Genomic DNA, 12,565 nt, shown 5'->3' with positions numbered 1-12,565 from the left:
GGGAGGGGTTAGGGGTGGGCGCGAGCGTAGCGAGCTTCTGACTTAGCCGTTGCAAAACAGCGCAGATGCCGCGCCAGCCCACCCCCTAACCCCCTCCCGCCTGCGGGAGGGGGAATGTCCGCCTTCCACCCTGTTTCCGTTTCCAACCTGAATCCTTGCGCGCTCTGGACAATGGTGATCTGCTCCATTTATGTATATACATTATTGAGTCGGCGCCAGTGGAAATGACGATGCGGCCTGCCTGCGACAGAATCTGGACCCATGCGCGTCTTGCGACTTTGCGGGATGGGGTGGGTGTCGTCGAAGACGGCGCGGTGGGGGTGCGGGATGGCTTGATCAGCTATGTCGGCAGTGCGGACGGCGCGCCGGATGCGGTCGAGACGATCGATTGCCAAGGGCGGTGGATCACGCCGGGGCTGATCGATTGCCATACGCATCTGGTGCATGGCGGCAACCGGGCGGCGGAGTTCGAGATGCGGCTGGCCGGGGCCCGCTATGAGGACATAGCGCGGGCTGGGGGTGGGATCATCTCCACCATGCGGGCCACGCGGGAGGCGAGCGAGGAGGCGCTGGTCGAAAGCGCCCTGCCCCGGTTGGATGCGTTGATCGCCGAGGGCGTTACGACCGTCGAGGTGAAGTCGGGCTATGGTCTGGACCTCGACAATGAGGTCAAGATGCTGCGGGCGGCGCGGCGGTTGGGGAGCGAGCGGGCCGTTTCCATCAGGACCAGTTTTCTGGGCGCGCATGCCCTGCCGCCGGAATTTTCAGGCGACGCGGACGGCTATATCGATCTGGTCTGCGGCATGTTGCCGGAGATTGCGCCGCTGGCCGACGCGGTGGATGGGTTTTGCGAGGGGATCGGCTTTTCCCCGGCGCAGATCGGAAGGCTGTTCGAGGCGGCCGGGCGGCTGGGGCTGCCGGTGAAATTGCATGCGGAGCAATTGTCGAACAGCCGGGGGGCGGAACTGGCGGCGCGGCATGGGGCGCTTTCCGCCGATCATCTGGAGCATCTGGATGCGGCGGGGGTGGCGGCCATGGCGCGGGCGGGGACCGTCGCGGTGCTGTTGCCGGGGGCCTTTTACTTCATGCGCGACACGCAGGCGCCGCCGGTCGAGGCCTTGCGGCGGGCGGGCGTGCCCATGGCGGTCGCGACCGACTGCAATCCGGGGACCGCGCCGCTGACGTCGCTGCTGCTGGCGATGAACATGGGGGCGACCCTGTTCCGGCTGACGGTCGAGGAATGTCTGGCCGGGGTGACGCGGGAGGCGGCGCGCGCGCTGGGGATGCTGGAGCGGGTCGGGACATTGGAGGTCGGCAAGCGGTGCGACCTTGCCGTCTGGGACATCGAGCGGCCGGCGGAACTGGTGTATCGCATGGGGTATAACCCGCTCCATGCGCGTGTGTGGAGAGGAATATGAAGCTGGTTCCGGGCGCGGTTTCGCTGGGGCAATGGCAGGCGATTTACGAGGGCGCGGCGGTGGCGCTGGACCCGGCCTGCGCGCCCCGCATCGCGGCCGGGGCGGCGGCGGTCGAGCGGATATTGGCGCGGCATGAGCCGGTCTACGGGATCAATACCGGCTTCGGGAAGCTGGCGAGCGTCAGGATTGGCGACGATGATCTGGCGGTGCTTCAGCGCAATATCGTGCTGAGCCATGCGGCGGGGACCGGTGCGCCCTCCCCCGTGCCGGTGGTGCGGTTGATGATGGCGTTGAAGCTGGCGAGTCTGGCGCAGGGCGCTTCGGGCGTTCGGCCGGGGACGGTGGCTTTGCTGGAGGCGATGGTGGCGCGAGGCCTGATTCCTGTGGTGCCTGCGCAGGGGTCGGTGGGGGCCAGCGGGGATCTGGCTCCCCTGGCGCATATGACCGCCGCGATGATCGGGGTCGGGGAGATCTGGGTTTCGGGCGAGCGGGTGCCTGCCCTTGAAGCATTGGCGCGGGCCGGGTTGGGGCCGGTGGAACTGGGGCCGAAAGAAGGGCTGGCGCTGCTCAACGGGACGCAGTTTTCGACCGCGAACGCCCTTGCCGGACTGTTCGGGGCGGATCGCCTGTTCCGGACGGCTTTGGTGACGGGGGCGCTCTCGACCGAGGCGGCCAAGGGGACCGATGCGCCGTTCGATCCGCGCATTCACCGGCTGCGGCGGCATGCGGGGCAGATGGCTGTGGGCGAGGCTCTGGCGGCGCTGATGGCGGGGTCGGCCATTCGCGCTTCGCATCGGGACCATGATCCCCGCGTGCAGGACCCATACTGCCTGCGCTGCCAGCCGCAGGTGATGGGCGCGGCGCTGGACGTGATGCGGTCGGCCGGAGCGATGCTGGAGACGGAGGCCAATGGGGTTTCGGACAATCCCCTGATCTTCGCCGAGACGGACGAGGCGCTTTCGGGCGGGAATTTCCATGCGGAGCCGGTGGCTTTCGCGGCGGACATGATCGCCATGGCGGTCTGCGAGATCGGATCGATCGCCGAGCGGCGGATCGCGATGCTGGTCGACCCGGCCCTGTCGGGACTGCCCGCCTTTTTGACGCCCCGGCCGGGGTTGAATTCGGGCTTCATGATTCCACAGGTGACGGCGGCGGCCCTGGTGTCCGAAAACAAGCAGCGGGCCTTTCCGGCGAGCGTGGACAGCATTCCGACTTCGGCCAATCAGGAGGATCATGTGTCGATGGCGGCGCATGGGGCGCGGCGGCTGGCGGAGATGGTGGCGAATGCGGAAGCCGTGATCGGGATCGAGCTTCTGGCGGGGGCGCAGGGGTGCGATTTTCATGCGCCCTTGCGGTCTTCGCAGGCGCTGGAGCGGGTGCGGGCGAGGCTGCGCGGGCAAGTGCCGCATCTGGAGGAGGACCGGCATTTCCATGCCGATATGGAGGTCGCCAATCTTCTCGTGCGCGGCGGGGCGGTCGTGGAGGCGGCGGGGCTGGACCTGCCGGGCGTGCTGTGACGGACTGGCTGACGGTCGAGCGGGGCGAGGCTCCGCTGGTGGTGGCCCTGCCGCATGCGGGGACCGATCTGGTCGATGTGGAGGGCGCGTTTCGTTCGCCGGAAGTGGCGCGGCGGGATGCGGACTGGTGGGTGGACCGGCTTTACGGCTTTGCCGGGGATTTGGGCGCGACCGTGGTGCGGACCGGGGTGTCGCGCAGCGTGATCGATGTGAATCGCGATCCTTCGGGGGCTTCGCTTTATCCGGGGATGGCGACGACGGAATTATGTCCGACGACGACTTTCGATGGGGAGCCGCTTTATCCGGGGGATGAGCCGGACGAGGCGGAGATCGCGCGGCGGCGGGAACGGTGGTTCGATCCCTATCATGCGGCGCTGGCGGGGGAGATCGATCGGCTGCGGGCGCGGCATGGGCGGGTGGTGGTCTATGACGCGCATTCGATCCGCAGCCATGTGCCCCGGCTGTTCGAGGGGGAGTTGCCGCTGTTCAATATCGGGACTTTCGATGGGGTGAGTTGTTCGGCGGAACTGGCCGAGGCGGTGCGGGCTGTTTGCGTGGGGAGCAGCCATGTGGTGGACGGGCGCTTCAAGGGGGGGTGGACGACGCGGCATTATGGGGCGCCGGAGCGGGGCATTCATGCGATCCAGATGGAATTGGCGATGCGGGGCTATCTGGATGAAGGCGCGGGGTGGCCGCCGGTTTTCGATGCCGGGCGGGCGGCGGGGACGATCGCGGTGCTTCGGGAGGTTTTGGGGGGATGTTTGCGGTTTGCGGAAGGGGGTGGGTGAAGGTGACGTCTCACCCTCACCCTTCCGCCGCGCTTTGCGCGGCTCCCTCCCTCTCCCGGTGGGAGAGGGAATATGGAAGGATGTTCGATGACTCGGATCGATAATGGGCGTGTTGTTCGGGCGGATATTGGCACCGTTCTGCGGGCGAAGAGTTGGTTGACCGAGGCGCCTTTGCGGATGCTGATGAACAATCTGCATCCCGATGTGGCGGAGCGGCCGGAGGAGTTGGTCGTCTATGGCGGGATCGGGCGGCCCGCGCGGGATTGGGAGAGTTATGACCGGATCGTCGAGACGCTGACGCGGCTGGAGGAGGACCAGACGCTGCTGGTGCAGTCGGGGAAGCCGGTGGGGGTGTTCCGGACGCATGCGGATGCGCCGCGGGTGCTGATCGCCAATTCCAATCTGGTGCCGCATTGGGCGAATTGGGCGCATTTCAACGAACTCGATAGGCGTGGCCTCGCCATGTACGGGCAGATGACGGCGGGGTCGTGGATCTATATCGGCACGCAGGGGATCGTGCAGGGCACCTATGAGACTTTCGTCGAGATGGGGCGGCAGCATTATCAGGGCGATCTTTCGGGCAAGTGGCTGCTGACCGCCGGGCTGGGTGGAATGGGGGGCGCGCAGCCTCTGGCGGCGGTGATGGCGGGGGCTTCCTGCCTCGCGGTGGAGTGTCAGCCGAGCCGGATCGAGATGCGGTTGCGGACGGGATATCTGGATGTGGCGGCTTCCTCGATTGACGAGGCCTTGGCGATCATCGGGGAGAGTTGCCGGGAGAAGAAGCCGGTTTCGGTGGGGTTGCTGGGCAATGCGGCGGAGGTCTTGCCGGAACTGTTCCGGCGGGGGGTGCGGCCCGATCTGCTGACCGACCAGACCAGCGCGCATGATCCGGTGAACGGCTATCTGCCCATCGGGTGGACCGTGGCGGAGTGGATCGAGCGGCGGGAGCGGGAGCCTGAGGCGGTGGCTAGGGCGGCGAAGGCGAGCATGGCGGTGCATGTGCGGGCGATGCTCGACTTTCAGGCGGCGGGGGTGCCGACGACCGATTATGGCAATAATATCCGGCAGATGGCGAAGGATGAGGGGGTCGAAAACGCCTTCGATTTTCCGGGGTTCGTGCCGGCCTATATCCGGCCCCTGTTCTGCCGGGGAGTTGGGCCGTTTCGCTGGGCCGCGCTGTCGGGCGATCCGGAGGATATTGTCCGGACCGACGCCAGGGTGAAGGAGTTGCTGCCCGATGACGCGCATCTGCATCGGTGGCTGGACATGGCGCGGGAGCGGATTCGCTTTCAGGGACTGCCGGCGCGGATTTGCTGGGTGGGACTGGGGGACCGGCATCGGTTGGGGTTGGCCTTTAACGAGATGGTGGCGAAGGGAAAATTGAAGGCGCCGGTGGTGATTGGGCGGGATCATCTGGATTCGGGGTCGGTCGCCTCGCCCAATCGGGAGACGGAGGCGATGATGGACGGGTCGGATGCGGTGAGCGACTGGCCTTTGTTGAATGCGATGTTGAATGTGGCTTCGGGGGCGACATGGGTTTCGCTGCATCATGGCGGCGGGGTCGGCATGGGCTATTCGCAGCATGCGGGCATGGTGGTCGTTGCGGATGGAACCGAGGCGGCGGCCAGGCGATTGGAACGGGTGTTGTGGAACGATCCGGCGACCGGCGTGATGCGGCATGCGGATGCGGGCTATGAGATTGCCCGGACTTGCGCGCGGGAGAAGGGGTTGGACCTGCCGGGAATATTGGGATGACACTGTTTCAGATTTTTGGGTGATGTGATGATCCTGTTTCAGGAAAACGGGGAATGGGCGCGGAATTGAAACCCCTTTTCCCGTCTGGCGTGCGATAAGGCTTTCCTATGGCACATGCGGAACTGACACTTCCCGAAGGCGCGGCTGCGGACTGGACGGTTCCGCAGGACTGGGCGGCCTATACGCCCGACGAGCATGCGATGTGGGACCGGCTGTTCGAACGGCAGGCGGCGATGCTGCCCGGGCGGGTGGTGCCGGAATTTCTGGATGGGCTGGATATTTTGCGGATGACGAAGCCGGGGATTCCCGACTTTGCCGAATTGTCCGAGCGGTTGATGAAGCGGACCGGCTGGCAGGTGGTGGCGGTGCCGGGGCTGGTGCCGGATCGGGTGTTCTTCGAGCATCTCGCCAATCGGCGCTTCGTGGCGGGGCGGTTCATCCGCAAGCCGGAGCAGATCGACTATCTGCAGGAGCCGGACATTTTTCATGACGTGTTCGGCCATGTGCCCTTGCTGACCCATCCGGCCTTTGCCGATTACATGCAGGCCTATGGCGAAGGCGGGTTGCGGGCCGACCATATGGGGGCGATCGATCATCTCGCGCGGCTTTACTGGTACACGGTGGAGTTCGGGCTGATGCGGCGGGGCGACGACCTGCGGCTTTATGGCGCGGGGATCGTTTCATCCTTTGGCGAGTCGGTGTTCGCGCTGGACGATGCTTCGCCCAACCGGATCGGATTCGATCTGGAGCGGTTGATGCGGACCGAATACCGGATCGACGACTATCAGCAGAGCTATTTCGTCATCGACAGTTTCGAGGATCTTTTGCGCAGGACTTCGGACGTCGACTTTGGGCCGATCTATCGCGCGCTGGAAGGGGCGAGCGATCTGGCGCCCGATGCGGTGCTGGCGGAGGACCGGGTCTATCATCGCGGCACGCAGGACCATGCGCGGGCGAAGATGGCATGCTGACGCGGGAGACCGATCCTGTTTTCGCTGCGGGCATCGCGCCTTTTCCATAATCGAGAGGATTGCCTTCATGGCTGACATCATCAATCCGCTGGGCCTGAACGGCTTCGAATTCGTGGAATTCACCTCGCCCGATCCCGAAGCCATGGGGCGGCAGTTCGAACAACTGGGCTTCGTCGCGAGCCATCGGCATCCGACCAAGAATATCACCCGCTACAGGCAGGGGCGCATCAACCTGATGCTGAACCGCGACGATGCCGGGCGGGTGGCGGCTTTCCGGGGCGAGCATGGGCCGTCCGCGAGCGCCATGGCCTTTCGCGTGGCCGATCCGGAGGCGGCGATGCAATGGGCGCTGGAGCATGGCGCGAAGCCGACCGATGAGGACGATACCGTGATCCAGGGGATTGGCGGCTCCTATCTCTATTTCATCAAGGATGGGGAAGACCCGTATGCGGGCTGGGCGGAGTTTGCCGGGTGGCGGGAGGCCGAGGCGGCGAACAATGTCGGTCTCGATCTGCTCGACCATTTGACGCATAATGTGCGGCGCGGGCAGATGCGGGTGTGGAGCCAGTTCTACCGCACGCTGTTCGGGTTCGAGGAGCAGAAATATTTCGACATCAAGGGGCAGGCGACCGGGCTGTTCAGTCAGGCGATGATCGCGCCGGACAAGGCCATTCGCATTCCGCTGAATGAAAGTCAGGACGACAAGAGCCAGATCGAGGAGTTCATCCGCCAATATCATGGCGAGGGAATTCAGCATCTGGCGCTGACCACCGACAATATCTACGATACGGTGGAGAAGTTGCGGGCGCGGGGCGTCAGGTTGCAGGATACGATCGAGACTTATTATGAGCTGGTCGACAAGCGGGTGCCGGGGCATGGCGAGGATTTGGAGCGGTTACGGAAGAACCGGATATTGATCGACGGGTCGGTGGAGAATGGCGAAGGGATTTTGCTCCAGATCTTCACCGGGAATATGTTTGGGCCGATCTTCTTCGAGATCATCCAGCGCAAGGGGAATGAGGGTTTCGGGAACGGAAATTTCCAGGCCCTGTTCGAGAGCATCGAGCTGGATCAGATACGGCGCGGAGTGATTTCGGTCGATGCCTGAGGGGGCGAACTCCCCGGTTTGATTTGCTTTGTGCTCCTGCGGCCCGAAGGGGGGCGTAAGCCAGGGCAGGAGCACGGGGGATTGTGGGGCAATCGGAACCGGTTCGGATCAATCGCGGCTGCTTTTGCGTAGCAGGCGGACGCAAAATCCCAGCGGCACCATATGCAAAGCGTGCTTTTCGCGACCTGTCCGCACTCCATGACTTTGCACCGTTCCGGTTGCTTCTTTCATGCCCTGACAATCGCCCAAAGCCTATGAATTCCCTCGGTCGAAGCATTTTGCGTTCACGCAATATGCGCATGGGGGAAAGCGATGCGTTTGGGTTTGAGGGCCAGGCTGACGATCGCCATCGGGCTGACCGCCGCTTCGGCTTTTCTGCTGCTGGGCGTCAGGGAATTGCGGAACGCTTCCGCCGCGACGGTTGAGGGCCGGGACGCGCCCGCGAGGGTGGCCGCGCCGGTCGCGCTGCTGGTGCAGGCGGCGCGGGCGATCAGGACCGGGGAGACGATCAGCGCCGCCATGATCCGCAATGCGGCGGGCGATCCGGCGCGCTTTCCCTATGCCGCGACCTCCGCCGAAGTGGTGGGGAAGGTCGCCACGCGGGAGATTCCGGCCGGGGCGCTCATCGCCCGCGACGCGGTGGGGATGGAAAGCAAGCTCGCCATTCGCGTGCCCATGGGGATGCGCGCCATCAGCATCGACACGACGGCGGAGATCGCCGTGGCCGGGCTGGTCCGGCCGGGCGACCGGGTGGATGTGCAGGTCGTCTATCCGGGGGCGGACGCCATCAGCGGGGCGCGGGGAGCCGGACGCAGCCGGGCGCAGACGCTGTTGCAGATGGTGCAGGTTCTGGCCGTCGGTGAAGTGGTGGTGGGGACGCAGCAGGCGTCCGGAGCCAATGACGGCGTGGAGGGGGCGCTGGCCGCCCCTCCCCCGCCTGCGCGGACGGTGACGCTGGCCTTGACGCCGGAGCAGGTGTCGACGCTGTCGCTGGCGAAAAGCACGGGCGCGCTGACGCTGTCGCTGCGCAATCCGGCGGATAGCGCGCAGGTGGCGGTGGCCGTCGCGGCTTCGGCCGGGTTGGAGCCGGGGGTCGCGCCGGTCGCGCCTAGGGTGGTGGCGGTGCCTGCGCCGCGTGCCGTGGTCCGCCCGGCGGCGCATGCCATCGAACTGGTCGTGGGCGACCGGCGCGAGACCATCTATTCGGGGAGTGGCGGGCGTTGAGGAATTCCGGGCATTTTGGGTTGAGCCTTTCGATCCGGTTCAGGGACGCGGATTGGTCTTGTTTTCAGTCATCCCGGCGGAAGCCGGGATCTCCGGCGATAGGGCGCGGTCTGGCCTCACGAGATCCCAGCTTACGCTGGGATGACGGTGTTTATGGGCGGCGCGCTGCTCTATGGCCGGTCGCCGGGTTGATCGCGCTGGCCTTGCCCTTGGGGGCGATGGCGCAGACGGCGTTGCGGGTGAAGGAGCAGCATGTCCTGTCCTACCCCCGCGCCATCGGGCGGGTCGAGGTGGATCGGGAGGGGGTGCTGGCCGTCGCCGCGCCTTCGGCCACGACGCTGAAGGCGCTGGGGTTCAATTTCTCCAGGCTTTCCGGCGATATTCAGGGGGCGATCGTTTCGCCCAGCAGTCTGGGGAGCGCATCCTTCAATCCCGATGGGCTGTCGCTGGAGGCGAGCGCGCCGATCCAGAATGCGTTCAACCTGTTCCTCTCCGCCCCCAATCGGGGGATCGGGGCGGTGTTGAGCGCGCTGTCCTCCAACGGCCTGTCGCAGCTGCTGGCGCAGCCGACCCTGCTGGTGCGGTCCGGCGAGCAGGCGAGTTTCCTGGCCGGGGGCGAGTTTCCGGTGCCGGTGCCGCAGGTTTCGGGGTCCGGCAATACGCTGTCCATCCAGTATAAGGAATTCGGGGTGCGGTTGTCGGTGACGCCCTTCGTGTTGTCGAAGGAGCATATCGTGCTGAAGATCGCGCCGGAGGTCAGCGAACTCGATTATAATAATGGCGTGCAGTTGCAGGGCTATGTCGTGCCGGGGCTGCGGCGGCGGTCGGCGGAGACGACGGTCGAACTGGGCAGCGGGCAGAGCTTCGTCATCGCAGGCCTCAGCTATTCCAGCCAGACGGTGACGAAGGAGAAGACGCCCCTTCTGGGCGATATTCCGGTGCTGGGCGCCTTCTTCAAGCGGCAGCAGAACCAGAAGGAGAAGCAGGAGCTGATCATCGTCGCCACGCCCCGGCTGGTGGGGCCGGTGAAGCCGGAGGAGGTGCCGCCCCTGCCCGGCGCGGCGACGGCGGGCATCGATCCGGGGATAGGCGACATGATTTTGGGCACGGACGGGCTGGACCAGTCCAGCGCGCCCTTCGGCGTGGTGCGGCGGTGAGCATGGCGAAGATCCTTCTGCTGTCGGTCGACCGGATGCTGGCGCAGCGCATCGAGGAAGCGGCGGGCGGCCGCGCCACGGTCGAGCTGGCGCAATCGGTCGAGAGCGAGGCGCTGGACGGGCCGGCGCTGATCGTCATCGACCGCGCCGCCATTCCGCCCGAGCGCGCCCTGTCGGTCGCGATCGGCGCCGTGGTGGCGGGCGCGGGCGGGCGGCCCGTGCTGCTGGCGACGGATGAGATGGAGGCGGGGCCGCTGCTGCGCGCCATTCGCGCCGGCGTGCACGACGTCGTTCCGCGCGACGGGGAGCGCGGGGAGATCGCCCCCATATTGGCGCGGCTGTTGAACGAGGCGGCGGCGGACCGGGGCAGCCGGGGACGGCTGACGCTGCTGCTGGGAGCGGATCGCGACGCCTGCGCGATGGTGGCGACGGACATGGCCGTCGCCACGGCGGCGCGGGGATCGACGCTGCTGATCGACTGCACCCTGCCGACGAGCGCGGCGGCGACCTATCTGGACCTGGGCGTCGATTATGGGCTGGCGTCCGCGATCAGCGACATGGACCGGCTGGACGCCAGCCTGCTGGCCAGCACGGTGGCGCGGCATGGGCCGAGCGGGTTGATGCTGCTGACCTTCGACGGCGGGACCGGCGCCGAACCGGCAGGACTGGGCCCGGGCGACCTGGCGGCGCTGATCCGGCGGCTGCTGGGCTGTTGCGGGCATGTGGTGTTGAATGCGGGGAGCCTGCGCCATGGCGGGCTGCTGCGCGAGGTGGTGGCGGAGGCGGATCGGGTCGAACTGCTCTGCGGCCAGACCATTTGCGAGATCGAGGCGTGCCGCCGCCTGCTGGACAGGATCGGGACGGAGCGCGAGCGGATAGAGGCGATGCGGCTGCTGGTGTGGGACCATCTGCCCGGCGTGCTGCTGGATGGGCGGCGGATGGCGGATGCGCTGGGGGTCGGCGCGGCGCTGGCGCTGCCCATCGACCGGGCGCGGATGCGCAATGCGCTGAACGCCGGGCGGCCGATGGCGATGGAGGCGGATGGCGGGGCCTATATGGCGGCGATCCGGCGGGTTTGCGGGGTCGCGCCGAAGCCCGGCGGGATCGACCGGTTGCGGGGGGCGATGCTGCGCGTCGTCCAGCGTGCGTCATGAGCCTGCTGACCGGCGAAGAGGGCTTCATTCCGGCGCGGGAGGTGCGGACGGCGCCTGTCGCGCAGCCGGCGGCGCAGCGGATGAGCGACATCTATCAGATCGCCAAGGCGCAGACCTGCGCCCAGTTGATCGAGCAGCTGGAGGCGCGGGGCGATACGGCGGAGACGCTGGGGCCAAGGGCGCTGCGCGAGGAGATAGAGCAGGTCGTCGCCAGCCGCAGCCGCCGTGGGCAGATGGCGCTGAACAGCGCGGAGCGGCTGCTGCTGATCGAGGATGTCGAGGATGAGGTGGCGGGCATGGGCCCGCTGGCGCCGCTGCTGCGCGATCCAGGGGTGGACGACATCATCGTCAACGGGCCGGGGCATATCTATGCCGAGCGGGGCGGGTTGCTGGAGAAGGTCGAGACGCGGTTTCGCGACGACGCGCATCTGATGAACATCATCCAGCGGATCGTCGGGCCGATCGGGCGGCGGGTGGATGAGGCCAGTCCCTATGTCGATGCGCGGCTGGCGGACGGGTCGCGGGTGAATATCGTCATTCCGCCGGTGGCGCTGGATGGGCCGACGCTCTCTATCCGCAAGTTCCGGTTGCAGAGCATGACCATCGAGGACTGCGTTTCGGCGCAGATGATGAGCGCGGACATGGCGGCTTATCTGAGCGCGGCGGTGCGGTCGCGGCTGAACATATTGATCTGCGGCGGGACGGGGGCGGGCAAGACGACTTTGCTCAACATGCTGTCGACCTTCATCGGCGACCGGGAGCGGCTGATCACCATCGAGGACGCCGCCGAACTGCAGTTGCGGCAGAGCCATGTGGTGCGGCTGGAGACGCGGCCGCCGACGGTCGACGGCAGCCGCGAGGTGAGCAGCCGCGAACTGGTGCGCAATGCGCTGCGGATGCGGCCGGACCGGATCATCCTGGGCGAGGTGCGCGGCGTCGAGGCCGTGGAGATGTTGCAGGCCATGTCGACCGGGCATGACGGGTCGATGGCGACGCTGCACGGCAATAGTCCGAGGGACGCCTTTGCGCGGCTGGAGATGCTGCTGGGCTTTGCCGGGGTGCAGAGTGACGTGCGGGCGATCCGGCGCTTCATCGCCAACAGCGTGCATGTGGTGGTGCAGTTGCAGCGGCTGTCCAACGGCAGCCGGCGGGTGATGTCGGTGAGCGAAGTCACCGGGCTGGAGGGGGACGCCTATTCGCTGAATGAACTGTTCGCCTTTCAGGAGCAGCCCGCGCTGTCGGGGACGGGGGAATTTCGCACTTTGTCGTTGCGGCCCTTTTTCGCGGGGCGGCTGAGGGATTATCGGGGCGCGCGGCCGTGCTGAGCGGGGCGGCCTTTCTGATATTGTCGCTGCTGATCCTGATGGGGATCGGCTGGCCATTGCTGGCGCGGCAGGCGCGGCAGCGGGCGGCGATCGACCGGCGGCTGGGACTGGCCCCGACCGCGGCGATGCCGCGCCCGGCGGTGCTGGC

The 12,565-nt window shown here is 66.7% G+C and carries 10 protein-coding genes; all 10 read left to right on the top strand.

What is annotated here, in order from left to right:
* The first annotated feature begins 230 nt into the window (after positions 1 to 230).
* Positions 231 to 1,418, top strand: coding sequence for an imidazolonepropionase (hutI, locus tag A8G00_RS22890; protein ID WP_170825658.1), 1,188 nt, complete (start codon positions 231 to 233; stop codon positions 1,416 to 1,418).
* Entirely contained in the window at positions 1,415 to 2,935 is a 1,521-nt protein-coding gene (gene hutH, locus A8G00_RS22885; RefSeq protein ID WP_065847679.1) for a histidine ammonia-lyase, read from the top strand. The genes hutI and hutH overlap by 4 nt, the downstream gene beginning before the upstream one ends.
* Positions 2,932 to 3,723 (top strand): N-formylglutamate deformylase, encoded by a 792-nt coding sequence (gene hutG / locus A8G00_RS22880; RefSeq protein ID WP_025552217.1) that lies wholly within the window; start codon positions 2,932 to 2,934, stop codon positions 3,721 to 3,723. The genes hutH and hutG overlap by 4 nt, the downstream gene beginning before the upstream one ends.
* 87 nt (positions 3,724 to 3,810) lie before the next feature.
* Positions 3,811 to 5,478, top strand: a complete 1,668-nt coding sequence (gene hutU / locus A8G00_RS22875; RefSeq protein WP_065847677.1) for a urocanate hydratase — start codon at positions 3,811 to 3,813, stop codon at positions 5,476 to 5,478.
* A 107-nt stretch (positions 5,479 to 5,585) separates the two neighbouring features.
* Positions 5,586 to 6,449 (top strand): phenylalanine 4-monooxygenase, encoded by an 864-nt coding sequence (gene phhA, locus A8G00_RS22870; protein WP_025551576.1) that lies wholly within the window; start codon positions 5,586 to 5,588, stop codon positions 6,447 to 6,449.
* 67 nt (positions 6,450 to 6,516) lie between these two features.
* Positions 6,517 to 7,557 carry a 4-hydroxyphenylpyruvate dioxygenase gene (hppD, locus tag A8G00_RS22865; protein WP_103001777.1) on the top strand — a complete coding sequence of 347 codons (1,041 nt, stop codon included), beginning with the start codon at positions 6,517 to 6,519 and terminating at the stop codon, positions 7,555 to 7,557.
* Positions 7,558 to 7,869: 312 nt separating this feature from the next.
* Positions 7,870 to 8,781 (top strand): Flp pilus assembly protein CpaB, encoded by a 912-nt coding sequence (gene cpaB / locus A8G00_RS22860; protein ID WP_065847675.1) that lies wholly within the window; start codon positions 7,870 to 7,872, stop codon positions 8,779 to 8,781.
* A 188-nt stretch (positions 8,782 to 8,969) separates the two neighbouring features.
* Positions 8,970 to 9,938, top strand: a complete 969-nt coding sequence (locus tag A8G00_RS22855) for a type II and III secretion system protein family protein (protein ID WP_253258063.1) — start codon at positions 8,970 to 8,972, stop codon at positions 9,936 to 9,938.
* 2 nt (positions 9,939 to 9,940) lie between these two features.
* A complete protein-coding gene (locus tag A8G00_RS22850; protein WP_103001776.1) occupies positions 9,941 to 11,092 on the top strand; it encodes a histidine kinase in 1,152 nt (383 codons plus the stop codon).
* Complete coding sequence (locus A8G00_RS22845) at positions 11,089 to 12,417, top strand: CpaF family protein (protein ID WP_103001775.1); 1,329 nt, start codon at positions 11,089 to 11,091, stop codon at positions 12,415 to 12,417. Before A8G00_RS22850 ends, A8G00_RS22845 begins: the two co-directional genes overlap by 4 nt.
* The last annotated feature ends 148 nt before the right edge of the window (positions 12,418 to 12,565 follow it).

The sequence above is a fragment of the Sphingobium sp. SA916 genome (assembly GCF_002894065.1).
Lineage (GTDB): Bacteria > Pseudomonadota > Alphaproteobacteria > Sphingomonadales > Sphingomonadaceae > Sphingobium > Sphingobium fuliginis.
The sequence above is the reverse complement of the archived record's forward strand: the minus strand, read 5'-3'. Positions and strand labels throughout refer to the sequence as shown.

Excerpts from the sequence above, each read along its gene's own strand:
- hutI (WP_170825658.1), top strand. The coding sequence starts at position 231 with ATGCGGCCTGCCTGCGACAGAATCTGGACCCATGCGCGTCTTGCGACT.
- hutH (WP_065847679.1), top strand. The coding sequence starts at position 1,415 with ATGAAGCTGGTTCCGGGCGCGGTTTCGCTGGGGCAATGGCAGGCGATT.
- hutU (WP_065847677.1), top strand. The coding sequence starts at position 3,811 with ATGACTCGGATCGATAATGGGCGTGTTGTTCGGGCGGATATTGGCACC.
- phhA (WP_025551576.1), top strand. The coding sequence starts at position 5,586 with ATGGCACATGCGGAACTGACACTTCCCGAAGGCGCGGCTGCGGACTGG.
- hppD (WP_103001777.1), top strand. The coding sequence starts at position 6,517 with ATGGCTGACATCATCAATCCGCTGGGCCTGAACGGCTTCGAATTCGTG.
- cpaB (WP_065847675.1), top strand. The coding sequence starts at position 7,870 with ATGCGTTTGGGTTTGAGGGCCAGGCTGACGATCGCCATCGGGCTGACC.
- A8G00_RS22850 (WP_103001776.1), top strand. The coding sequence starts at position 9,941 with ATGGCGAAGATCCTTCTGCTGTCGGTCGACCGGATGCTGGCGCAGCGC.
- A8G00_RS22845 (WP_103001775.1), top strand. The coding sequence starts at position 11,089 with ATGAGCCTGCTGACCGGCGAAGAGGGCTTCATTCCGGCGCGGGAGGTG.